Below are 23,312 nucleotides of genomic sequence, written 5' to 3'. Positions count from 1 at the left end.
TCAGTACTCGAGCAGGTTCGCGTCGTCGACCGAGGCCGAACGTCGGGCGCGGAAGATGGTCATGATGATGGCCAGGCCGACGACGACCTCGGCGGCGGCGACCACCATCGTGAAGAACGCGAACACCTGTCCGTGCAGGTTGCCGTGCATCCGTGCGAACGTGACGAACGCCAGGTTCGTCGCGTTGAGCATCAACTCGATGCACATGAACACCACGATCGCGTTGCGGCGCACCAGGACCCCGACGGCCCCGATCGTGAAGAGCAGGGCGGACAGGAACAGGTAGTTCGCGGGGTTCACCGGGGGCCCTCCTCGTCCGGGGCCGTGTCGCCCGGTCGGGGGTCGACGGTGCGGTCCAGCGGTGGCTCACGGCGCGGCAGCACCCGGCTGACCGACTCGTGCGAGAAGGAGCCGTCCGGGAGCAGTGCGGGGCGGTCGACGGCATTGTGGCGGGCGTAGACACCGGGGCTGGGCAAGGGCGTGACACGATCCCCCTTACGGAAACGTTCCTGGGACAGCTCTTTCTGGGTCTGGCGGCGCTCGAACCGTTCCCGGTGCGCGAGTACCATCGCACCGATCGTCGCGGTGATGAGCAGTGCTCCGGTGAGCTCGAACGCCCACACGTAGCGGAGGAAGATGAGTTCGGCGAGACCCTGGACGTTCGCCGCGCGTTCGGCGTCGTCGAAGCCGGTGAACACCCGGGCCCCGGCGTGGCCCAGCCCGCCGATCAGCAGGGCACCGAAGCCGATTCCCGCGACCACTGCGGCCCACCGCTGCCCGCGCAGGGTCTCCACCAGCGAGTCGGACGAGTCGACGCCGACGAGCATGAGGACGAACAGGAACAGCATCATCACCGCGCCCGTGTAGACCACGATCTGGACGACACCGAGGAACAGTGCGTCCTGGGCGATGTAGAACACCGCGAGGATGATCATGGTCATCGCGAGGAACAGCGCCGAGTACACGGCCTTCGTCGCGCACACGACGCCGAGGGCGCCGAGGACGGCCAGGGTCGCGAGTACCCAGAACTGCACGGCCTCACCGCTGGTGGTGCGGGTGAACGGTTCGGCGAGCAGGGTCGGTTCGGTCAGCAGGGTCGTGGTGGAGGGAATTGGCGTGGCAGCGAGGTACGACGCAGGGGTCACGGCGCCCCGCCTTCGGGATGGTCCCGTTCGGGGTCGGTGCGGGCGGTCGTGGCGACCGTGAGGGGCAGCAGGGTGCCGCGGTAGTAGTCCTCGTCGGTGCTGCCGGGAACCCTCTCGTGCGGTGGCGGATCCATTCCGGGCTCGAGTGGCGCGAGCAGCCGCGACTTGTCGTAGATGAGGTCGCCGCGGTTGTCGTCGGCCATCTCGTACTCGTTGGTCATGGTCAGCGCACGGGTGGGGCAGGCCTCGATGCACAGTCCGCAGCCGATGCAGCGGAGGTAGTTGATCTGGTAGACGCTGCCGTAACGCTCACCGGGAGAGAAGCGTTCGGTCTCGGTGTTGTCGGCACCCTCGACGTAGATGGCGTCCGCCGGGCACGCCCAGGCGCACAGCTCGCAGCCGATGCACTTCTCGAGCCCGTCCGGGTACCGGTTGAGCTGGTGCCGGCCGTGGTAGCGCGGCGCGGTGGGGACCTTCTCCTCCGGGTACGACTCGGTGTTCGGTTTCTTGAACATCGTCCCGAAGGTCACGCCGAAACCCGCGATGGAGCGAAGGAATTCAGGCATCACTGCCCTCCCTGTCGTTGGGGTTGGTGGGGGCCGGGTCCGTGATCGGGGGCAGCGGGGGCACCGGGTACCCGCCGGCGGAGGCGTCGAAGGCGAGTGGGGACGACTCGGTGTCGGACCTGCCGTCGCCGAGATCCTGGGAGCCGGCGGTACGCACGGTGTTCCGGACCAGGACGAGGAAGCCGATGCCGACGACGACGCCGGCCACTGCGAGCGCCGCCGAACGCGCGTCGGACCCCTCGCCGAGGAAGGCCCGTGCCGTCCCGACCGTCATCACCCACAGCAGCGCGGCGGGGATGAGGATCTTCCAGCCCAGGTTCATGAACTGGTCGTAGCGCAGCCGGGGGAGCGTGGCGCGCAGCCAGATGAACAGGAACAGGAAGCCCCACACCTTGATCGTGAACCAGAGCACCGGCCACCAGCCGGAATTGGCGCCGTCCCACAGGCTCAACGGCCACGGTGCGTGCCAGCCGCCGAGGAAGAGCGTCGTGGCCAGCGCGGACACCGTCACCATGTTGATGTACTCGGCGAGGAAGAACATCGCGAAGCGCAGTGACGAGTACTCGGTGTGGAATCCGCCGACGAGTTCGCCCTCGGCCTCCGGCAGATCGAAGGGCGCCCGGTTGGTCTCGCCGACCATGGACACGGCGTAGATGAGGAACGACGGGAGCAGCAGGAAGAGGAACCAGGTGCCGGCCTGCTCGGCGACGATGCCCGACGTCGACATCGTCCCGGCGAGCAGGAACACCGTCGCGAAGGACAGGGCCATCGCGATCTCGTAGGAGATGACCTGGGCGGTCGAGCGTAGACCACCGAGCAGCGGGTAGGTGGAACCGGACGCCCAGCCCGCCAGGACGATGCCGTACACCCCGACGGAGGTGACGGCGAGGATGTAGAGCACGGCGACGGGCAGGTCGGTCAGTTGCAGCGGAGTGTGGTGCCCGAACACGGACACGACCGGCCCGAACGGGATGACGGCGAACGCCATGATGGCGGCGACGACGGCGATGATCGGTGCCAGCATGTAGACCGGCCGGTCCACTCCCTTCGGTGTGATGCCCTCCTTGAGAGCGAGTTTCACGCCGTCGGCGAGCGATTGCAGCAGCCCTCCCGGGCCGACGCGATTCGGTCCGATCCGCATCTGCATCCAGGCCAGGACCTTGCGTTCGCCGAGGATCATCACGAGCGTGGTGACGACGAGGAACGCGAAGATCGCCAGCGCCTTGGCGAGGACGAGCCACCACGGATCGATGCCGAAGGGGGAGAGGTCGCCGTAGGTCACTCGGCCTCCCCGGATCGTCGGGCGCCGGCCGCGACGCGCACGAGGTCGCCCGCGCCGACGCCGAGCCGGCGGTAGGGCGCGCTGCCGGGGGAATTGAGCGGCACCCACACCACTCGGTCGGGCAGGTCGGTGACGGCGGCGGGAAGGGTGATCGCACCGCGGTCGGTGGAGACGGTGACGGGGTCGCCGTCGCGGACGTCGAGTTCGGCCGCGAGGGCAGGGGCGATCCGCACCACCGGTGGCCGGGCCGTTCCGGCGAGATGCGGTTCGCCGTCCTGGAGGCGTCCGTCGTCGAGGAGCATCCGCCAGGTCGCGAGGACCGCCTCGCCCGGCCCCGCCGTCTGCGCTGGACCGGCATCGGCCACCGGTGGTGCGGCCACCGGTCCGTCCCAGGCGCCGAGCCGGGCCAGTTCGGCGCGGGCCGCGGTGGCGTCGCGGACGCCGAGGGCGACACCCATCTCGTCGGCGAGTGCCGCCAGCACGCGGAGGTCCGGCATGGCGCCGGTGTCCAGGGCGACGTCGAAGGTGCGGGCGCGGCCCTCCCAGTCGAGGAACGTGCCCGCCTTCTCGGCGACCGGGGCGACCGGGAACACGACGTCGGCGAGGTCGGTGACAGCGCTGCGGCGCAGCTCGAGGCTCACGACGAACCCGGCCGATTCGGCGGCAGCGCGGACGGGGTCCGGGTCGGGCAGGTCCGCTGCCTCCACGCCACCGACGAGCAGGGCGGCGAGTTCACCGCGGCGCGCGGCCTCGAGCGTGGTGTGGGTGTCCCGCCCGGGCGTCGAGGGAAGATCGGCCACCCGCCATCCGTCGGCCACCTCGCGCCGGGCCGCCGGATCGTCGACGGGCCGCCCGCCGGGAAGAAGCGACGGCAGTGCACCGGCCTCGAGGGCGCCGCGCTCGCCGGCCCGGCGCGGGATCCACGCGAGGTGTGCCCCGGTGTCCGCGGCCAGCCGGGTCGCCGCGGAGAGAGCGCCGGGCACCGACGCGAGGCGTTCACCGACGAGGAGGACGGAACCGGGACGGCGCAGCAGGTCGTGTCCGCGCAATGCCTCGAGTGCGGTGGCCTCGTCGCCGGGCACCGTGCGGATCAGGCTGCCGGACAGCTTCGCCGTGCCCGCCGAGACGAACGGCGCGATCGTGTGGACGCGGGTGGTCCCCCGCCGCACGGCCTTGCGCAGCCGGAGGAAGACGATCGGCGATTCCTCCTCCGGCTCGAAACCGGCGCACAGCACGACCGGGGCCCGGTCCAGGTCCGCGTACGTGACCTCGCCGCGCCGCCCGGCGACCCGGGAGGCGAGGAACTGCTCCTCCTCGGCGGAGTGGGCCCTGGCGCGGAAGTCGACGTCGTTGGTGCCCAGCGCGATACGCGCGAATTTCGCGTACCCGTAGGCGTCCTCCCAGGTGCAGCGCCCGCCGACCAGTACTCCGGTGGAACCGCGGGCGGCGGACAGTCCGCGAGCGGCGATCGCCAGCGCCTCCGACCAGGAGGCCGGTTCCAGTTCGCCGGACTCGCCCCGCACCAGCGGGGAGTCGAGCCGGTCACGTTCTCGCGCATAGGCGAACGCGAATCTCCCCTTGTCGCAGTTCCACTCCTCGTTGACCTCGGGATCGTCCCCGGCGAGGCGGCGCAGCACCTTCCCGCGTCGATGATCGGTGCGTTGCGCGCAGCCGGAGGCGCAGTGCTCGCAGGCGCTGGGGCTCGAGATCAGATCGAAGGGGCGGGCACGGAAGCGGTAGGTGGCGCTGGTGAGCGCCCCGACGGGACAGATCTGGACGGTGTTCCCGGAGAAGTACGAATCCAGCGGCTGCCCTTCCGCGGCGTCCGGTTCGCCGTCGGCCGTCCCGGTTCCGCCCCCGTAGATCCCCACCTGCTGGTTCGCGCCCCGCTCGAGCAGGTCGATGAACGGGTCACCCGCGATCTGGCCGGAGAACCGGGTGCACCGCGCGCAGAGCACGCAGCGCTCCCGGTCCAGCAGGATCTCGGTGGACAGTGGAATCGGTTTCGGGAACGTGCGTTTGGCGCCGTCGAACCGGGACTCGGGCCGCCCGGTGGACATGGCCTGGTTCTGCAGCGGGCATTCACCGCCCTTGTCGCACACCGGGCAGTCCAGGGGATGGTTGATGAGCAGCAGTTCCATCACGCCGCGCTGCGCCTTCTCCGCGGTCTCCGAGGTGAGCTGGGTGTGCACCACCATGCCGTCCGCGACCGGCGTCGTGCACGAGGCCACCGGTTTGCGGCCGCCCTCGAGCTCCACCAGACACTGCCGGCAGGCCCCGACCGGGTCGAGCAGGGGGTGATCACAGAATCGCGGGATCTGGATGCCGATCAGTTCCGCGGCCCGGATGACCAGAGTCCCTGCGGGCACCGACATCTCGTGACCGTCGATCGTCACGGTCACCGTCTCGGCGGGTGTCGTGCCGCTCTCGCTCGTGCCTTCGGCCACCGTCATCGTCACACCTCCCTGAGGGGTTGCGGGGCCAGGCGCGATGCGTCCGGGTCGAACGGGCATCCCCGACCCTCGAAGTGCGCGACGTACTCGTCGCGGAAGTACTGCAGCGACGACATGATCGGGCTGGCCGCGCCGTCGCCGAGGGCACAGAACGACTTGCCGAGGACGGCGTCGGAGATGTCGAGGAGCTTCGTGAGGTCCTCGGCGTCGCCCTCGCCCGCCTCGAGCCTCCGCAGAATCTGCACCAGCCAGTACGTGCCCTCCCGGCAGGGGGTGCACTTGCCGCACGACTCGTGGGCGTAGAACTCCGTCCAGCGCAACACCGCCCGCACCACGCAGGTGGTCTCGTCGAAGATCTGCAGGGCCTTGGTCCCCAGCATCGACCCGGCCGCCGCGACACCCTCGTAGTCGAGTGGCACGTCCAGATGCTCGTCCGTGAAGAGCGGAGTCGACGAGCCGCCCGGCGTCCAGAACTTGAGCCGGTGCCCGCCGCGCACGCCCCCGGCGTAGTCGAGCAGCTCGCGCAACGTGATCCCGAGCGGCGCCTCGTACTGGCCCGGCCGCGTGACGTGCCCGGACAGGGAGTACAGGGTGAAACCGGGGGACTTCTCGGTGCCCAGGGACCGGAACCATTCGCCGCCGCGAACGAGGATCGACGGCACGCTCGCGATGGACTCGACGTTGTTGACCACCGTCGGTGAGGCGTACAGGCCGGCGACGGCGGGAAACGGCGGCCGAAGCCGCGGCTGGCCGCGCCGCCCCTCGAGCGAGTCGAGCAGTGCCGTCTCCTCGCCGCAGATGTAGGCCCCGGCCCCGGCGTGCACCACCAGTTCCAGGTCGTATCCGGAGTCCAGGATGTTGCGGCCCAGGTACCCGGCGTCGTACGCCTGCGCGACCGCCTCGTGCAGGCGCCGCAGCACCGGCACCACCTCGCCGCGCAGATAGATGAAGGCGTGGTTCGCGCGGATGGCGTACGCGGCGATGATCGCGCCCTCCACCAGGGCGTGCGGGTTGGCGAGCATGAGCGGCATGTCCTTGCAGGTGCCCGGCTCCGACTCGTCCGCGTTGACCACCAGGTAGTGCGGGACACCGTCCCCCGGCCGCGTCGGGTCCGTGCCGGACTGGGGAATGAAGCCCCACTTCACCCCGGTCGGGAACCCGGCGCCACCGCGGCCGCGCAGCCCGGCGTCCTTGACCTGTGCGATGACCTGATCGGGATGCATGTCCAACGCGATCTGCAGGCCTCGATAGCCGTCGTGCCCGCGATACGCGTCCAGGGTCCAGGAGCGCTCCTCGTCCCAGTACTCGCTGAGCACCGGCGTGAGCGCCGTCTCCCGTTCGCGGGCGACCTCGAGCCCGGCGAGGGTGGCCGCGCCGGGCGGCGCCGCGTCGACGGCCCCGGGCCGCGGGTCCGGGAAGCCGGCCAGCACCCGGGACGTCTCGCGGAACGAGCACAGCGGTGCACCGCGGGACGGGGTGACGGGGGCACCCTCTCGGAGTTCGTCGACGAGAGCCAGCGCCGAGTCGACGGTCTGGTCGTCGAAGAACTCCCAGTTGACCATGACGACGGGTGCGTAGTCGCAGGCCGCGTTGCATTCGAGATGTTCGAGGGTGACGGCGCCGTCCGCGGTGGTCTCTCCGGGCTCGACCCCGAGATGGTGCGACAGCGAGTCCAGGATGGCGTCCCCACCCATCACCGCGCACAGCGTGTTCGTGCAGACCCCGACCAGGTACCGGCCGGTCTCCTCGCGCCGGTACATCGAGTAGAAGCTCGCCACCGCGAGGACCTCGGCTCCGGACAGTGCGAGCAGGTCGGCGCAGAACTCGATACCGGCGGGGGTGATGTAGCCGTCCTCGGACTGGACGAGGTGCAGCAGCGGCAGCAGCGCGGACCGCGGCTGCGGATACCGGCCCAGGATCTCCTTCGCGTCCACCCCGAGCCGGTCGCGGACCTCCGGCGGATAGCTGCGGCGGGCCCCGGGCCGGAACACCTGCGCCGGCTCCTCGGGACGCGGCCCGAGGGCGACGAACACCGGATCGCTCATCGGTCGACTCCTCCCATCACCGGGTCGATGCTGGCCACCGACGCGATGACGTCGGCGACCATGCCGCCCTCGCACATCGCGGCGACCGCCTGGAGGTTGGTGAAGGACGGGTCCCGGTAGTGCACCCGGTACGGGCGCGTCCCTCCGTCACTGACCACGTGCACGCCGAGTTCCCCGCGGGGCGACTCCACCGCGACGTACACCTGCCCGGGCGGTACCCGGAAACCCTCGGTGACGAGCTTGAAATGGTGGATGAGGCCTTCCATCGACGACCCCATGATGTGGGCGATGTGCTCGGGCGAGTTGCCGAGTCCGTCCGGCCCGAGCTTCAGGTCCGCCGGCCACGCGATCTTTCTGTCGTCCAGCATGATCGGGCCGGGACGCAACCTGTCGAGGCACTGTTCGACGATCTTCAGGGACTGCTTCATCTCGTCCACACGGACTCGGTAGCGGCCGTAGCAGTCGTTGCCCGGGTCCGTCACGACATCGAACTCGTACGTCTCGTACCCGCAGTACGGTTGGGCCCGGCGCAGATCGTGCGGCAGGCCGGTGGCGCGCAGGACGGGGCCGGTGACGCCCAGGGCCATGCACCCGGTGAGGTCGAGGTAGCCGATGCCTCGGGTGCGCGCCTTCCAGATGGGGTTGTCGTCGAGCATCAGTTCCAGGTCGCGGAAGCGGCCCGGCAGGATCCGCAGCAACTCGCGGATGCGGGGCACCGCGTCGTCGGGCAGATCCTGGGCGAGCCCCCCGGGCCGGATGTACGCGTGGTTCATCCGGAGACCGGTGATCGCCTCGAAGACGTCGAGGATGAGTTCGCGTTCACGGAAACCGAACAGCATCGCGGTGACCGCACCCAGTTCCATCCCTCCGGTGGCCAGAGCCACCAGATGCGAGGAGATCCGGTTGAGCTCCATGAGCAGCACCCGCACCACGGTGGCCCGCTCGGGCACCTCGTCGGTGACACCGAGCAGGCTCTCCACCGCCAGGCAGTACGCGGCCTCGTTGAAGAACGGTGCGAGATAGTCCATCCGGGTGACGAACGTGACGCCCTGAGTCCAGTTGCGGTACTCGAGGTTCTTCTCGATTCCGGTGTGCAGATAGCCTATTCCGCAGCGCGCCTCGGTGACGGTCTCGCCCTCGATCTCGAGGATCAGCCGCAGGACCCCGTGCGTCGACGGATGCTGCGGACCCATGTTCACGACGATGCGTTCGTTCCGTTCACGCGCAGCGGCGTCGACGATCTCGTCCCAGTCGTTGCCTCCGACGGTGTAGACGACACCGCCACCCTCGAACTGCCGGTCGCTCATCAGTGGTAGGCCCTCCGCTCGTCCGGTGGAGGGATCCGGGCACCGTGGTACTCGACGGGGACACCACCGAGCGGGTAGTCCTTGCGCTGCGGATGCCCCTCCCAGTCGTCGGGCATCTGGATGCGGGTCAGCGACGGGTGCCCGTCGAAGAGGATTCCGAAGAAGTCGTAGGTCTCGCGTTCGTGCCAGTCGTTGGCCGGGTACACCGCGCACACGGACGGGACGTGCGGGTCGTCGTCCGGCACCGACACCTCGAGCCGGATCCGCCGATTGTGGGTGACCGACATCAGCGGATAGATCGCGTGCAGTTCACGTCCCGTGTCCTGCGGATAGTGCACCCCGCTCACCCCGAGACACAGCTCGAACCGCAGGTCGGGATGGTCGCGCAACACCCGCACCACCACCGGCAGGTGCTCCCGCCGGATGTGGAAGGTGAGTTCGCCGCGGAAGATCACCACCGATTCGATCGCCGACGCGGCGCCGGCCTCGACGAGGACTGGCTCGAGGACGTCGGCGACCTCGTCGAAGTACCCGCCGTAGGGGCGGGGGGTGCTGCCGGGCAACGTGATCGGCCGGACCAGTCCGCCGTAGCCGGAGGTGTCACCCGTGCCGCGGACGCCGAACATGCCGTGCCGGACGTCGATCACTTCTCGGCCGCTGCGCGCATTCCGATCCTCCTGTTCGGTCATCGCACGCCTCCGCCCCGGGTGGTCAGCGGCAGGTCGATCGTCGGCGTCGAGGCGAGTGCGGCCGCCTCCGCCGCCCGGATCGCGTTCGTCCGATTGATGCCGAGCGGCATCTGCTGGATCTGCTCGTGCAACATCACGATGGCGTTCAGCAGCATCTCCGGCCGCGGCGGACAACCGGGCAGATAGATGTCCACCGGGACGACGTGATCGACGCCCTGCACGATCGCGTAGTTGTTGAACATCCCGCCGGAGGATGCGCAGACGCCCATCGCCAGAACCCACTTCGGTTCCGCCATCTGGTCGTACACCTGGCGCAGGACCGGGGCCATCTTCTGGCTCACCCGCCCGGCGACGATCATCAGGTCGGCCTGACGGGGCGAGGCGCGGAACGGCTCCATCCCGAACCGGGCGATGTCGAAGCGGCCCGACGTCGTCGCCATCATCTCGATCGCGCAGCAGGCGAGACCGAACGTCGCGGGCCACAGCGACCCCTTGCGTAGGTAGCCGGCGAGGGATTCCACGGTGCTCAGCAGGAACCCGCTCGGCAACTTCTCCTCGAGACCCATGACGTCTCAGCTCGCTTCCGGCTCTGTTCGGACAGTGCCTGTGTCAAGGACGGTGCCTGTGTCAAGGACGGTGCCTATTCCCAACTGAGGCCCCCTCGGCGCCACTCGTACGCGTAGGCGACGGCTACGTTGAAGACGAACAGGGCCATCGCCATCAGGCCGAAGACTCCGAGCGCGTCGAAGTGCACGGCCCACGGATAGAGGAAGACGATCTCGATGTCGAAGATGATGAACAACATCGCGGTCAGGTAGTACTTGACCGGGAATCGTCCGCCCGCGGGATGGGGCGCCGGCTCGATGCCGCACTCGTAGGCCTCGAGCTTGGCGCGGTTGTAGCGTTTCGGGCCGATCACCGACGCCGCGACCACCGAGACGACGGCGAAGACGGCGGCGATGGTGCCCAGGACGAGGATCGGCGCGTAGAGGTTCATCGGCCTCGCTCCTCTCCACTGGACCTGTGCCACCGGGTGCCGAATGTGAGCTACGCCCCGAGACTACAACCGATGTGATGCATGTCTCGCAAAACTGGAATACTTCCAGGTCATGGGTGGGGCTCGAGGAGTCCGATCACAGCGGAGGTGAGGTCCATCGGGTCGATCGGCTGCGACACGGCCGCGTCCGCGCGCGACCACTTGGCGAGCCAGGCATCGTCCGGGCGGCCGGTGAGCACCAGTAGCGGTGGGCGAGCGGGGATCTCGTCGTCGAGCTGTTTCGCGATCCCCATTCCGCCGGTGGGAGTGGCCTCGCCGTCGAGGATGGCCAGATCGATCCCGCCGGCGTCCATGTACTCGATCACCATCGGGCCGGTGGCGACCTCGACGTACGCGAACTCCGCGAGATCCGGGTGTGGGCGTCGCCCGAGCGCCTGCATCACCTGGCGGCGGGTGTGCGGGTTGTCGCTGTAAACCAGAACGCGCAGTGGTGTGTCGTGGGTCACGTCGCCCAGGGTATCGGGTCGCCGGGCGAACGCCCGGCCGCTCATGCGATGAACGTGCCGATCGTCGGAGTCGACGGCGTCAGAAACCCCAGCCGAGGACGGCCGGACGCTCGGCGCCGAACGCGATGTCGAGCGCCGCGACCTCGGCCGGATCGGCCGCGGACAGCCGGTTCGCCGCGGCGAACGTGCGTGCCCGGTGCCCGCCCAGGTAGAGGCTGCCGAGAACGTCGATATCCGTCGACACCCGGGCCGTGGCGTCGGTCCGTCGGCACTGCGCGCGGCCGTCCCGGACGGTGAGGGCGTACGTCCCGCCGGCATCCAGGAACGGGTCCCGGATCTCGATGACCGTCTCCAGGTCGGCCGCGTACGTGCGGGCCTCGAGGGCGGCGGGCACGTCCATGATGCGCAGCCACAGATCGTCCGCGCGTCCGGTGGTGCGCACCAGGCGGTAGTCGGTCAGCTGCAGACGCAACGGATCGTCGGCGTGTAGGTGTGCCTCGATCGTCACGGTGAGATCGAGCCCGCACAGCGCCCGCCACAGGGCGATGTGCGCGTCCGGGGTGACCGCCACCAGCTCGTCCACGACGGTGGCCGCCTCCTTTCCGCCGCTTCCCCCGGCCCGCCGGAAGGTGGCGTAGCCGTCCGGGTGGACGAGGAAGAACAGCGCCGAAGCGCCCTCGCGATGGGCCTCGGGGTCGGCGAAGGTGTGGTCCCAGTGCGCCTGGGGCCGCGATTGCGCACCGGGCACGAGCCGCCGCCACCGGTCGTAGATGCCGGGCAGACGTTCCGCGGCGGACTTCGCGTCGGCGATGAACACGCCGCCGGGATCGGGTGTGCTGTCCCGGAACCGGGCGAAGCGGCGATCGAAGCGGACGGTGTCGAGCACCGTCGCCGGGCCGTAGCCGAACCTGCCGTAGATCCCCGCCTCACTGGCCGTGAGTGCCGCGAGCGGTGCCCCCGTCGCGGCGATCTTCGTGTGCAGCTCGGTGAGGAGGGCGCGCAACGCGCCGCGCCGTCGATGCGTCGGCACCACCGACACCCACGTCACGCCGCGCGTCGGCAACTGCGCACCGCCGGGCACCGTGAGATCGAAGCCGAGGTCCATCGCGACACCCACGGGGACGTCCTCGGCGGTCGCGAGCACCACGTCCTCGGTGCGGGTCAACGTCCGGGCGAGCGTGAGATCCGCCTCGACCGGGTGATAGCCGAAGCCCACCGAATCGATGAGTTCGACGGCGGGCCAGTCGGAATCGGTGGCCGTGCGGACATCGACGGCGGTACGGACGGTCGGGGCGGGAGTGCTCATGTACACCGATCCTGGCAGGACGCCACCGCGAGCGCACCCGAATTACGAGCCGCCGACGAAGCTCTCGGTCACACCGAACGAACTCCGCCTCGGTCACACCGAATGAACGCCCAGGAACCGGCGGGCCAGGTTCTCCTCGGTGGACGGGCCCGGAGTCCACTCCGAGATCCACGGCCCCGTGCCCTCGCTGGCGTCGAAGATGCCCCGCTCCAGCCAGGTGAACCGGCCGTCGAGGATGCCGGACACGAGGTGCTTGTCGGCATCGTCGGTGTTGGTCCAGAGTTCGTCGAACAGGGCATCGACCCGCAGCCGTGCCTGACGGCAGAACACGTCGGCGAGCTCGAAGGCCGCGGGCGCGTCGGGATCGCCGTCGCTGCGCTGCATCTCGGCGCGCACGCAGGCCGCGGACATCGCGAACAGCTCGGCCCCGATGTCGACGACGCGGCCGAGGAAGCCCTGCTTCTTCTCGAGTCCGGCCTGCCAGCGAGCCATGCCGTAGAACGTGGACCGGGCGAGCTTGCGCGACGCGCGCTCGACGTACCGCAGATGCGTGGCGAGCGCACCGAACTCGGTGAAGGAGGTGGGCAGCTGGCCCTTGCCGGCAACGAGTTTCGGCAGCCACTTCGCATAGAAGCCGCTGGCCTTCGCGGCGGCCTTGGCCTTCGCCTCCATCGACGCCTTGGGGTCGGCCAGCTCGCCCGCCGCCTTCAGGTGCGCGTCGACGGCCTCGCGGGCGACGAGCAGCCGCATGATCTCGCTGGACCCCTCGAAGATCCGGTTGATCCGCAGGTCGCGCATCAGTTGCTCGGCGGGGACGGCGCGCTCGCCCCGCGCGGCGAGGGACGCGGCCGACTCGTAGCCCCGGCCGCCGCGGATCTGCACGAGTTCGTCCGCGATGCGGCAGCCCATCTCGCTGGCCCACAGTTTCGCGAGTGCCGCCTCGATCCGGATGTCGTTGCGTCCCTCGTCGCACATCTGCCCGGACAGTTCGACGACGGCCTCCAGCGCGTACGTGGTGGCCGCGACGAACGCGATCTTGGTCGCGACCGCGCCGTGCTCACCGACCGGCCGGCCCCACTGCACCCGGGCGCCGGACCATTCACGGGCGATCTTCAGCGACCACTTGCCGGCACCCGCGCACATCGCCGGGATCGCCAGCCGCCCCGCGTTGAGCGTGGTGAGGGCGATCTTCAGTCCGTCGCCCTCACGGCCGATCAGGTTGTCCTTCGGCACCCGGACCCGGCTCATCCGGGTCACCCCGTTCTCGATGCCGCGCAGGCCCATGAAGTGGTTGCGGCGTTCGACGGTGATTCCGGGTGAGTCCGCCTCCACGACGAACGCCGACACCCCGCCGCGGTGGCCGTCGCTCCGGGGAACCCGCGCCATCACCACCAGCAGTTCGGCGACGACGCCGTTCGTGGTCCACAGCTTGACCCCGTCGAGCTCGTAGGCGTCGCCGTCCTCGACGGGGACGGCCGTGGATGCCAGGCGGGCCGGGTCCGATCCGACGTCGGGCTCGGTGAGCAGGAAGGCGGAGATCGCGCCCCTCGCGCAGCGCGGCAGGAACCGCTCCTTCTGTTCCGGTGTCCCGGCGAGTTTGAGCGGTTCCGGTACGCCGATCGACTGGTGCGCCGACAGCAGCGCACCGAGGCTGGGGTGCACGCACCCCACCAGCATCAGGGCCCGGTTGTACGCGACCTGGGACAGGCCGAGGCCGCCGTACTCCCGGGGGATCTTCATGCCGAAGCAGCCGAGGTCGGCGAAACCCGCGACGAAGTCGTCGGGGATCTTCGCGTCGTTCTCGATGACCTGGCCGTCCAGGGACTCGCAGTAGCGGCGGAGTCCGGCGAGGAACTCCTCGGTGCGGGCCTCGTCGTCCGCCGACGGCCGCGGGAAGGGGTGGACCAGGTCGAGCGTCAGCCTGCCGAGGAACAATTCCTTCGCGAACGACGGCTTTTCCCAACCGGATTCGCGGGCCTCCTCGGCGACGGCGCGGGCCTGTTCCTCGGTGACGTGTACGGGGTCGGTCATGGTGGTGCCTCCGGGTCGGGGAATCCCTACCCGCCAGTATCCACGATTGATGTGACGTGCATCACGATATCCGGGACTCGGGCGCCGTCCTCGTCCGGTGCCGGGTTTGCCGGGCGCTTACTATCTGCGCATGTCCGACACCCTGACCGTGCCGAAGGCTGACGACACGCCGACGCCTCCGCCCGCCCGCGCCGCCCGCGGATGGTTCGTTCGTCAGGCACAACGGATGCATCCGGTGGGTCTGGCGCTCGGCCTGCTGTTCTTCGTCTGGTCGATGTCGCCGTCGTTGCTGCCTCGCCCGTGGTACCTGCAATCGGTCGCCACCGGCATCGGCGTCGTCACCGGATACGGGCTCGGCTGCCTGATCGCATGGATCCTGCGCCGCTGCGGTGTGCACCCGCAGTGGCCCGCGGCCTGGCGCCGCATCGGATGGTGGTCGCTCGCGGCCGCAGCCGTCGTGGTGATCCCGACGTTCGTGGTGCTCGGATCGTGGTGGCAGCAGATCGTCCGCGAACTCGTCGGCGCAGACCAGGACGCGCGTTCGCAGTACATCCTCGTCGTCGTCCTCGCCTTCGTCGTGTTCGTGGTGCTGTTGTCGGCGGGCCGTGGCCTGCGCGTGGCGACGAACCGCACCTCCGAGTTCGTGGGGCGGTTCGTTCCCGTCGTCGTCGCCCGGCTCGCCGCCGTCGTCGTCGTCGTGTCGGTGTCGGTGTTCCTAGTCAACGGCGTCCTCTACGACTTCCTGCTGGAGCGGGCCAACACGAGCTTCGCCGCGGCGGACCGGGGGACGGCCGAGGGCGTCGTGCCGCCCACGGCACCGGAGAAGTCCGGGTCGCCGGAATCGGCTCAGGCGTGGAGCTCGCTCGGCAAGGAGGGGCGGACGTTCGTCGCGAGCGGGCCGTCCGCTCAGGAGATCGGCGCGTTCACCGGGCGTCCCGCGCTCGAACCCGTCCGTGCGTACGCCGGACGTGAATCCGCGGGCACGGTCGAGGCGATCGCGGACAACGTCGTCGCCGAGCTCGACCGCACCGGCGGATTCGAACGGGACGTGCTCGCCGTCGTCACCACCACCGGTCGCGGCTGGGTCAACGAGGACGTGGCCACCGCGTTCGAGTACGTCAACGACGGCAACACCGCGATCGCGTCGATGCAGTACTCGTTCCTGCCGAGCCCGCTCGCCTTCATCGCCGACCGGCAGACCCCGATGGATGCCGGACGGGCTCTGTTCGAGGCGGTCTACGAGCGCTGGTCGGAACTGCCCGTCGAGTCACGCCCGCGCCTGGTCGCCTTCGGTGAGAGCCTCGGTTCCTACGGCGGGCAGTCCGCGTTCTCCGGGGGACAGGACATGCTGGCCCGGCTCGACGGCGCACTGTGGGTGGGCACCCCCGGCTTCACCGAGCAGTGGCGCTACATCACCGACCATCGCGACGCCGGCTCGTACCAGCGGCTCCCCGTCGTCGACGAGGGCCGCGACATCCGGTTCGCCGCGGATCCCGCGGACCTCGAACTACCCGGACCGTGGGACGACCGCCGTATCGTGTTCTGGCAGCACGCGAGCGACCCCATCACCTGGTGGGGCTTCGATCTGCTGCTCGAGCGCCCGGACTGGTTGCGGGAGCCGCTCGGCGCGGACGTCGATCCGGGAATGAGCTGGATTCCGTTCGTCACGTTCTGGCAGGTGACGTTGGACATGGTGTTCTCCGCGGACGTGCCGTCCGGTCACGGCCACAACTACGGTGCCGACGCCGTCGACCTGTGGGCGCAGATCCTGCAGCCCGAACAGTGGACGGCCGCCGACACCGAGCGGTTGCGGGTGGTTCTGGGCGGGTGAGCCCTCGGCGCTCCGTGCACCACCCGGTAGAGGTGCGAGGAGCCGCGGGAATCAGCTGTCGGACGGCTTCTCGGACGACTGCTGCTTGGGAGCAGGCTGCTGCTTGGGGGCAGGCTGCTGCTTGGGAGCAGGCTTCGGCTTGGGGGTGGGCTTCGGTGCCGTCTCGCCCTTCGGGGCCCCGGGCTCGGGGGTGTCCTTCTCCGAGGTGTCCTTCGCGGGAGCCGGGTTCTTCGGGGCTGCGTGCTTGGGTGCTTCGGTCTCGGGTGCTGGTTCCGGGGTCTTGGGTGCTTCGGCCTTGGGCGTCGCCGGCTTCGGGGCGTCCGCCTTGGGCTCTTCCGCCTTCTCCGCCTTCTCCGCTTTCGCGGGGGCCGGAGCGGCCGGCTTCGCGGCCCCGTTGTCGGCCGGACTCGGCTTCTCCGCGCCGACCTCGGCGTCGGCGGCGGGCTGCGCGTCGAGGAGGTCGTTGATCGACGGGGGAGCCGGCGCCACCGGGGGGTGCTCGTTGCGGCGGCTGCGCGCGAAGATCGCACCACCGATCGCGGCCAGGGCGAGCGCACCGAACACGACCAGCCGACGCGTGCGGCGGGACTTCTTCGTCTGTGCCTCCTCGACGGCCTGCTCCCGAGCGGCGCGTGCGGCGCGGGCAGCGGGAACCGCGCGCGCCTTGTCGACGCCCGCCTTCGCGAGGTGCGCGCCCTCGCGGCCGAGGAACAGCCCGGTGGCACCGAGGCCGCGGGCGGCGGCGAGTGCGGCGGCGGTCGCCAGCCCGCGTGCCTTCTCCACGGTCTCGGATTCCGAGGCTCGGACTGCGGCCTCCTTCGCTTTCGCGGTGACGTCCTCGACGCGGTCCACGGCGGTGTCCACCGCGGGCTGGAGGGATGACACGGTCTCGGGGAGTTGCGGCGCTCGAGTCATGAACCCACTCTATGCACAGTCCGGTCCGCGCGGTGGGCAGCGGCCGGATGCGTCACGGGTTCGATCCGGGCAGGAAGAGGCAGGCCGGGCGGGACGGCGAGCGGCACCGTCGCTCGTGCCGGAAACGGGTGAATGGCACGATGGGGGAGTGACTTCACCACATAAGACCGCAACCGCGACGCTGCACACCAACCGCGGCGACATCAAGATCGAGCTCTTCGGCAACCATGCACCGAAGACCGTGGAGAACTTCGTGGGCCTCGCCCAGGGCACCAAGGAGTACTCGACGGCGAATGCGTCCGGCGGCAACTCCGGCCCGTTCTACGACGGCGCGTCCTTCCACCGCGTCATCGACGGCTTCATGATCCAGGGCGGCGACCCGACCGGCACCGGTGCCGGCGGACCGGGCTACAAGTTCGGCGACGAGTTCCACCCCGAGCTCCAGTTCGACCGTCCCTACCTGCTCGCCATGGCGAACGCGGGCCCGGGCACCAACGGCTCGCAGTTCTTCGTCACCGTCACCCCGACGCCGCACCTCAACCGGCGCCACACCATCTTCGGTGAGGTCGTCGACGCGGAGTCGAAGAAGGTCGTCGACGCGATCGCCACCACCGCCACCGACCGCGGTGACCGCCCGGTCGAGCCGGTCGTGATCAACAGCGTCACGGTCGAGTGAGAATCCCGACCGACTGAAGAAACCGAAGTAGAGGACATCTCTCGATGACGAACCCCGGCTGGGGCGGCGCTGCGAACGAAGGTGCGCCGTTTCAGCCGCGGTGCGTCCGCCATCCCGATCGACCGACCGGGCTGGCGTGCACGCGCTGCGGCCGCCCCTCCTGCCCGGACTGCCTGCGCGAGGCGTCCGTCGGATACCAGTGCGTCGACTGCGTCGCGGCCGGGCGCAAGGACGTGCGGCAGGCGCGCACCGTCGCCGGTGCACCGTTGCAGTCGCAGCGCGCGCAACCGTATGCGACCTACACGCTCATGGGGCTCAACGTCCTGGCGTTCCTGGTCACCGTCGCGCAGTCGCGCAGCATCATGGACAACCATCGCGGCTCGTCGCTGTTCGAGGCGTGGGCGTTGTTCTCGCCGTACGTGGCGCTCGGCGAATGGGTGCGTGTCGTCGGCAGCGGGTTCCTGCACTTCGGCCTCATGCACCTCGCGGTGAACATGTTCGCCCTCTACATCTTCGGGCGGGACGTCGAGTTCGTTCTGGGCCGTGCCCGGTTCGCCGCCGTCTACGTGATCTCCATCCTCGGCGGTTCCGCCGCGGTGATGGCGTTCGACACGATCTCGGTGACGGCCGGTGCGTCCGGTGCGGTGTTCGGCCTGCTCGGCGCGGAGTTGCTGATCCTGCTCAAGATGCGCCGCAGCCCCACCCCGATCATCGCGATCATCGTCCTCAACGTCGTCATCAGCGTGACGATCCCGGGTATCTCGTTCTGGGGCCATCTCGGCGGCCTGCTCGCCGGCGCCGCAGCGACGGCCGGCCTGCTGTACGTGCCGGGCTGGCTCGGCGCCGGAAATCAGCGGGACAAGGTGGTGACGATCGGGTGGTCCTCCCTCGCGATCGTCGGCCTCGTGACGCTGGGGCTGATCGGCGTACGCATCGTGCAGTTGCGCGACCAGATGGGCCTCTGACCCCAACCCTGGCCCCCCACTCACCCCGCCCCTCACCCCGCGCCTCACCCCTTGGGTGAAGGGACCCTTTGACCTGTCAGATCAGTCGAAGGGCACTTTCACCCACCGGGGGGCGGGGCGTCGGTGGGGTGGTGCAGTGGGATTCCTCAGGCCGAGTCGGCGTGCGGATCGGGTGGGACGAGGCCGTGCACGGAGAGGGCGTCGAAGACGGTCAGCGGGCTGGTGCCCAGGTCCCAGCGGCCGAAGATCAGCAGCCGCTCGACGTCACCGTCGTCGCGCACGTCGATCTCGAGCATCGGCACCCGGCGGCCCAGCCGGGGGTACTTGACCACGCGGATCCGCTCGATCTGATCGCGTCGGAACACGCGCCGGCCGCTGAGCCGTTGGGATTCGATTCCGGCGGCACCGTCGAGGACCGCCAGCCGCGGCCGCTGCCGCACGGCGAGGCCGGCGATCACGAACAGGCCGAGTGCCGCGAGCATCACGAGCAGTCGTCCCGTCGGTTCGGTGGGTATCGCGAGCCCCGCGACGGCCAGGACGACGCCACCGACGCCGAGGGCCGCGATCGCCTGCTGTGGCGTCTCCCAGCGCAGCGTGGCCGGGGCGGTGGACTCGTCAGTCATCGCTTCGACCACCGGTTGTCCACAGGCTTACTCCACAATGGGGATGAATCACACGTGTGTAATTGGGGTGGCGCGGTGCCACGCGATCAGTGCCACTTCATGGTCATGACCAGGCCGACGATCATGAAACCGAAGCCGATCAGGAAGTTCCAGGCACCGAGATCGTTCATCCAGGCAAGCTGGTCTGCGGCGAGGTAGTAGACGATGAGCCAGGCGAGCCCGACCAGCATGAAGCCGAGCATCACCGACACGTACAGCGTGCTCGACGGCCCCGCCTTGACCTTCACGGGTGTGCGGTTGGCCGGGTGGGACGTGAAATCGTTCTTCTTGCGAACCTTCGACTTGGGCATGATGTCCTCGTTCGTGCGTGCTGGCGGGCATCGGGATTCTGCGCGACGGGCGGTGGCCCGTCCTGCATCGGGGCCGTTCCCGACTCGAATCCGTGTAGGTACACGCTAACGTAGAGCCGTCGGGCGGCCGGTACGTGTGACCGGTTTGCCGGAAGCTGGACCATCGCGAGCGGGAAGATCGAAGAGCTGGGGGAACGGGTGAGCGGAGCGCCGGTGAGCGGCAGCACCGGATGGCGAATCCTCGTTCTCGTCGTCTGTGTGGTGGCCGGGTTGCTCATCGCCACCACGCGCGAGGTGTCCGCGGGCGACGAGATCCGGGCCCGTGACTCCACTCGCGTCTCCGACCTGGTGCGCAACGCGCAGGCCAAGGCGGACGAGGTGGGCGAGGTGCGGGACCAGCTCGCCGCGCAGGTGGACTCCCTGCAACAGAGCGCCGCGACCTCGGACGACGAGTTGGCGGCCGTCCTCGACGACATCGACGCCCTGGCCGTGGACGCGGGCCGGACGGCTCTCACCGGCCCCGGGGTCACTGTCACCATGACCGACGCTCCCCGCGGAGCCGACGGCCGGTATCCCACCGACGCCTCGCCCAACGATCTGGTCGTGCACCAGCAGGACGTGCAGAGTGTGCTCAACGCGCTGTGGGCGGGTGGCGCCGAGGCGATGAGCATGCAGGACCAGCGCCTCGTCGCCACTTCCGCGCCACGGTGCATCGGCAACACCCTGCTTCTCCACGGCCGCACCTACAGCCCGCCGTACGTGGTCAGCGCGATCGGTGACCCGGCCCGGCTCGAGGCAGCCCTCGACGCCGAGCCGGGTATCCGGGTGTTCCGGCAGTACGCCACCCGCTTCGGTCTGGGTTACACGCAGAGCGCGTCGGACGAGCTGACCATCCCCGCATACACCGGCGATTGAGCTGCATCTACCCTGGTCACATGAGGATCCTCGTCGTCGACAACTACGACAGCTTCGTGTTCAACCTGGTCCAGTACCTGGGCCAGCTCGGAACGCGGGCCGTCGTGTGGCGCAACGACGACGAGAACCTCACCGGCCCGGACGCGATCACGCGGGCCGCGAAGGAGTTCGACGGCATCCTGCTCAGCCCGGGCCCGGGTACTCCGCAGCGGGCCGGTGCGACGATGGACCTGGTCACGGCGAGTGCGGAGTCCGGCACCCCGCTGCTCGGTGTCTGTCTCGGTCACCAGGCGATCGGCGCGGCCTTCGGCGCGACGGTGGACCGGGCGCCCGAGCTGCTGCACGGCAAGACCAGCTCCGTCCACCACGCGGGTGAGGGCGTGCTCGCCGGGCTGCCGGACCCTTTCACCGCGACCCGCTATCACTCTCTGACCGTGCTCCCCGAGACCATTCCGGAGGAGCTCGAGGTCACCGGGCGCACCGACAGCGGCATCGTCATGGCGATGCGTCACCGCGAGCTCCCCATTCACGGGGTGCAGTTCCATCCGGAGTCGGTGCTCACCCAGGGTGGGCACCGGATGCTGGCGAACTGGCTGGCCGTGGCCGGCGAGGCGCCGGACGAGGGATTGGTCGCCACCCTCGAGCACGAGGTCGCCACGGCGCTCGGCGCCTGACGGGCACCATCACCTCGGCGCCGCGGACCCCGCCGTCGAACCCCGGCCGTAGCTCCCGCCGTACCGTCAGCGCGGGATGCCCAGTGCGCCGACACCCACCGAGACGACCGCGTCTCGGGAGATCTCCGAGCCGGCCGGCTGCTGCTGCGTGAGCACCCTGCCGACCCGGTCCGGATCCAGCGTGGCCTCCTGCGTCTGGGTGAGCTGGGCCGACGACCCGGACCAGCCGGACTGGCGCAGCGCGGACAGTGCCTGCGACACCGTGAGCCCGGTCAGGTCCGGCATCGTGACGTTGCTGCCGTTCGACACCCGCATCTCGAGGACCTCGCCCCGGGGCGCGTTGGAGCCGCCCGCGGGACTGGTCGAGACCACCAGGCCCCGGTCCAGTCCGGAGTCGACCTGAACCACCTGCACGTCGAACCCGGCTGCCTCGAGGTTGGACCGCGCCACCTGCTCGCGCTGTCCGGTCACATCCGGCACTCGCACCTCCTCGGGACCGCTGCCGAGGGTGAGCGTCACTGCCGAGTCGACCGAGGCATCGGCGCCCGTCGCCGGTTCCTGGGCGATGACCTTGTCGAGGTCGTCCGGGTCGGACGGCGCCCGCGCGATCTGACCGTCCACCCGGAGGCCGACGGCGGCCAGCGCCTGCTGCGCCTCCTGCTGGGTGAGGCCGGTGAGACGGGGCACGCTGACCTGCTCCGGCCCGCTGGACACCTCGATGGTGACCGTGCTGCGTTCGTCGATCCGGACGCCGGCCACGGGTCGGGTGTTGATGACGTTGCCCTCGGCGACGTTGCGGTCCGGCTTGTTCTGGCGTTCCACCCGGAAGCCCGCGTTCTGCAGCGTCGTCTCCGCCTCGTCAGCGCTCTGGCCGGTGACGTCGGGGACGGCGACCTGCGTGGGTGACCCGGGGCCGAGGGCCCACAGGAAGCCGCCGACCACCGCGACGACGAGCAGCGCCGCCAGCGCCAGCAACGCGATCTTGAGTGGGCTGCGCTTCTTCTCGCTCTCCGCGGGCTCCCGGCGACGGTCGGTGGTGTCCGGGGGTGGCGGAACCGGGCCCCGGCCTCCTCCTCCGCCGACGGCGCCGAGGATCGTGGTGCGGTCCTCGTCGTTCATCACCATCGGAGCGCTGGGACGCTGCCCGCTCAGCACCCGAACCAGGTCGCTGCGCATGTCGGCCGCGGACTGGTACCGGTTGGCGGGGTTCTTGCTCATCGCCTTGAGGATCACCGAATCCAGCTCGCGCGGGATGTCGGGGTTGATCTCCGACGGCGTCTGCGGATCCTCACGCACGTGCTGGTAGGCGACCGCGACCGGGGAATCACCCTTGAACGGGGGCTCGCCGGTGAGGATCTCGAACAGCACGCAGCCGAGCGAGTACACGTCGGAGCGGGCGTCGACCTGCTCGCCGCGCGCCTGTTCCGGCGACAGGTACTGGGCGGTGCCGATCACCGCGGCGGTCTGTGTCATCGGGCTGGACGCGTCGGAGATCGCGCGAGCGATACCGAAGTCCATGACCTTCACGGCCCCGGCGCGATTGATCATCACGTTGGCCGGCTTCACGTCCCGGTGCACGATGCCGTTGCGGTGCGAGAAGTCCAACGCCGCACACACGTCGGAGATGACCTCCATCGCGCGGCGCGGAGCCATCGGGCCGGAGCCGCGGACGATGTCCCGCAGGGTGTCACCGTCCACGTACTCCATGACGATGTACGGCAGCGGCCCGGCGTCGGTCTCGGCCTCGCCGGTGTCGTAGACGGCGACGATCGCCGGATGGTTCAGTGCCGCCGCGTTCTGCGCCTCGCGACGGAACCGCAGGTAGAACGTGGGGTCCCGGGCGAGATCGGCGCGCAACACCTTGATCGCCACGTCGCGGCTCAACCGCACGTCACGTGCCAGGTGCACTTCGGACATGCCACCGAAGCCGAGTATCTCGCCCAGTTCGTACCGGGAGGAGAGGTTTCGCGGTGTCGTCATGGCAGTCCTTGCTCGGTCGTGGTAGGTGACTCCTCCGACGTGGTGGTGGTGGTCGT

Annotated in this window: 22 protein-coding genes; 5 read left to right on the top strand and 17 right to left on the bottom strand. The window is 69.8% G+C overall.

Going from position 1 to position 23,312, the window contains the following annotated elements:
• The 13 genes from nuoK to G4H71_RS09890 all read right to left on the bottom strand — a co-directional run bounded on the left by nuoK (window position 1) and on the right by G4H71_RS09890 (window position 14,327).
• Window positions 1-300: an NADH-quinone oxidoreductase subunit NuoK gene (nuoK, locus tag G4H71_RS09950; protein WP_072739729.1), complete on the bottom strand. Its 300-nt coding sequence runs from the start codon at window positions 298-300 to the stop codon at window positions 1-3.
• Window positions 297-1,091, bottom strand: coding sequence for an NADH-quinone oxidoreductase subunit J (locus G4H71_RS09945; protein ID WP_083343293.1), 795 nt, complete (start codon window positions 1,089-1,091; stop codon window positions 297-299). The genes nuoK and G4H71_RS09945 overlap by 4 nt, the downstream gene beginning before the upstream one ends.
• 50 nt (window positions 1,092-1,141) lie before the next feature.
• Window positions 1,142-1,711, bottom strand: a complete 570-nt coding sequence (gene nuoI / locus G4H71_RS09940) for an NADH-quinone oxidoreductase subunit NuoI (RefSeq protein WP_072739730.1) — start codon at window positions 1,709-1,711, stop codon at window positions 1,142-1,144.
• A complete protein-coding gene (gene nuoH, locus G4H71_RS09935) occupies window positions 1,704-2,993 on the bottom strand; it encodes an NADH-quinone oxidoreductase subunit NuoH (RefSeq protein WP_083343290.1) in 1,290 nt (429 codons plus the stop codon). Before nuoH ends, nuoI begins: the two co-directional genes overlap by 8 nt.
• Complete coding sequence (locus G4H71_RS09930; RefSeq protein ID WP_072739760.1) at window positions 2,990-5,446, bottom strand: NADH-quinone oxidoreductase subunit G; 2,457 nt, start codon at window positions 5,444-5,446, stop codon at window positions 2,990-2,992. The genes nuoH and G4H71_RS09930 overlap by 4 nt, the downstream gene beginning before the upstream one ends.
• A gap of 2 nt (window positions 5,447-5,448) precedes the next feature.
• Entirely contained in the window at window positions 5,449-7,491 is a 2,043-nt protein-coding gene (gene nuoF, locus G4H71_RS09925; protein ID WP_072739731.1) for an NADH-quinone oxidoreductase subunit NuoF, read from the bottom strand.
• Window positions 7,488-8,798, bottom strand: coding sequence for an NADH dehydrogenase (quinone) subunit D (gene nuoD, locus G4H71_RS09920; RefSeq protein WP_072739732.1), 1,311 nt, complete (start codon window positions 8,796-8,798; stop codon window positions 7,488-7,490). The genes nuoF and nuoD overlap by 4 nt, the downstream gene beginning before the upstream one ends.
• Window positions 8,798-9,487 (bottom strand): NADH-quinone oxidoreductase subunit C, encoded by a 690-nt coding sequence (locus G4H71_RS09915; RefSeq protein WP_072739733.1) that lies wholly within the window; start codon window positions 9,485-9,487, stop codon window positions 8,798-8,800. Before G4H71_RS09915 ends, nuoD begins: the two co-directional genes overlap by 1 nt.
• Window positions 9,484-10,053: a NuoB/complex I 20 kDa subunit family protein gene (locus tag G4H71_RS09910; RefSeq protein ID WP_072739734.1), complete on the bottom strand. Its 570-nt coding sequence runs from the start codon at window positions 10,051-10,053 to the stop codon at window positions 9,484-9,486. The genes G4H71_RS09915 and G4H71_RS09910 overlap by 4 nt, the downstream gene beginning before the upstream one ends.
• Before the next feature lie 74 nt (window positions 10,054-10,127).
• The gene (locus G4H71_RS09905; protein ID WP_072739735.1) at window positions 10,128-10,484 is read right to left on the bottom strand and encodes an NADH-quinone oxidoreductase subunit A; all 357 of its coding nucleotides are present in this window, start codon (window positions 10,482-10,484) and stop codon (window positions 10,128-10,130) included.
• 110 nt (window positions 10,485-10,594) lie between these two features.
• Entirely contained in the window at window positions 10,595-11,035 is a 441-nt protein-coding gene (locus G4H71_RS09900) for an Rv3143 family two-component system response regulator (RefSeq protein ID WP_185280458.1), read from the bottom strand.
• Between the two features lie 34 nt (window positions 11,036-11,069).
• Entirely contained in the window at window positions 11,070-12,296 is a 1,227-nt protein-coding gene (locus G4H71_RS09895; protein ID WP_072739736.1) for an enhanced intracellular survival protein Eis, read from the bottom strand.
• 93 nt (window positions 12,297-12,389) lie between these two features.
• Complete coding sequence (locus tag G4H71_RS09890) at window positions 12,390-14,327, bottom strand: acyl-CoA dehydrogenase family protein (RefSeq protein ID WP_072739737.1); 1,938 nt, start codon at window positions 14,325-14,327, stop codon at window positions 12,390-12,392.
• A gap of 130 nt (window positions 14,328-14,457) precedes the next feature.
• On the opposite strand from G4H71_RS09890, the gene G4H71_RS09885 reads away from it, so the two are divergent.
• On the top strand, window positions 14,458-16,158 hold the full coding sequence (locus tag G4H71_RS09885; RefSeq protein WP_083343289.1) for an alpha/beta hydrolase: 1,701 nt from the start codon (window positions 14,458-14,460) through the stop codon (window positions 16,156-16,158).
• A gap of 51 nt (window positions 16,159-16,209) precedes the next feature.
• On the opposite strand, the gene G4H71_RS09880 is transcribed toward G4H71_RS09885, so the two are convergent.
• The gene (locus tag G4H71_RS09880) at window positions 16,210-17,073 is read right to left on the bottom strand and encodes a dihydrolipoyllysine-residue succinyltransferase component of 2-oxoglutarate dehydrogenase complex (RefSeq protein WP_139183337.1); all 864 of its coding nucleotides are present in this window, start codon (window positions 17,071-17,073) and stop codon (window positions 16,210-16,212) included.
• A 148-nt stretch (window positions 17,074-17,221) separates the two neighbouring features.
• Here G4H71_RS09880 and G4H71_RS09875 point away from each other — a divergent pair, with 148 nt between their 5' ends.
• Both G4H71_RS09875 and G4H71_RS09870 read left to right on the top strand, forming a co-directional pair.
• Window positions 17,222-17,749 carry a peptidylprolyl isomerase gene (locus G4H71_RS09875; protein WP_072739739.1) on the top strand — a complete coding sequence of 176 codons (528 nt, stop codon included), beginning with the start codon at window positions 17,222-17,224 and terminating at the stop codon, window positions 17,747-17,749.
• A gap of 44 nt (window positions 17,750-17,793) precedes the next feature.
• Window positions 17,794-18,714 (top strand): rhomboid family intramembrane serine protease, encoded by a 921-nt coding sequence (locus G4H71_RS09870; protein ID WP_072739740.1) that lies wholly within the window; start codon window positions 17,794-17,796, stop codon window positions 18,712-18,714.
• 146 nt (window positions 18,715-18,860) lie between these two features.
• Here the strand turns inward: G4H71_RS09870 and G4H71_RS09865 are convergent, their stop codons facing one another.
• Complete coding sequence (locus G4H71_RS09865) at window positions 18,861-19,337, bottom strand: PH domain-containing protein (protein WP_072739741.1); 477 nt, start codon at window positions 19,335-19,337, stop codon at window positions 18,861-18,863.
• Window positions 19,338-19,423: 86 nt separating this feature from the next.
• Complete coding sequence (crgA, locus tag G4H71_RS09860; protein WP_072739742.1) at window positions 19,424-19,687, bottom strand: cell division protein CrgA; 264 nt, start codon at window positions 19,685-19,687, stop codon at window positions 19,424-19,426.
• Window positions 19,688-19,873: 186 nt separating this feature from the next.
• Between crgA and G4H71_RS09855 the strand changes: the two genes are divergently transcribed.
• Entirely contained in the window at window positions 19,874-20,602 is a 729-nt protein-coding gene (locus G4H71_RS09855) for a DUF881 domain-containing protein (RefSeq protein WP_072739743.1), read from the top strand.
• A 20-nt stretch (window positions 20,603-20,622) separates the two neighbouring features.
• On the top strand, window positions 20,623-21,276 hold the full coding sequence (locus tag G4H71_RS09850) for an aminodeoxychorismate/anthranilate synthase component II (protein ID WP_072739744.1): 654 nt from the start codon (window positions 20,623-20,625) through the stop codon (window positions 21,274-21,276).
• A 66-nt stretch (window positions 21,277-21,342) separates the two neighbouring features.
• On the opposite strand, the gene pknB is transcribed toward G4H71_RS09850, so the two are convergent.
• Window positions 21,343-23,256: a Stk1 family PASTA domain-containing Ser/Thr kinase gene (gene pknB / locus G4H71_RS09845; protein WP_072739745.1), complete on the bottom strand. Its 1,914-nt coding sequence runs from the start codon at window positions 23,254-23,256 to the stop codon at window positions 21,343-21,345.
• Between the last annotated feature and the right edge of the window lie 56 nt (window positions 23,257-23,312).

Source organism: Rhodococcus triatomae (assembly GCF_014217785.1).
GTDB classification, from domain to species: Bacteria; Actinomycetota; Actinomycetes; order Mycobacteriales; family Mycobacteriaceae; genus Rhodococcus_F; species Rhodococcus_F triatomae.
Note: the sequence above shows the minus strand (reverse complement) of the source record. Positions and strands in the feature narration are given on the sequence as shown.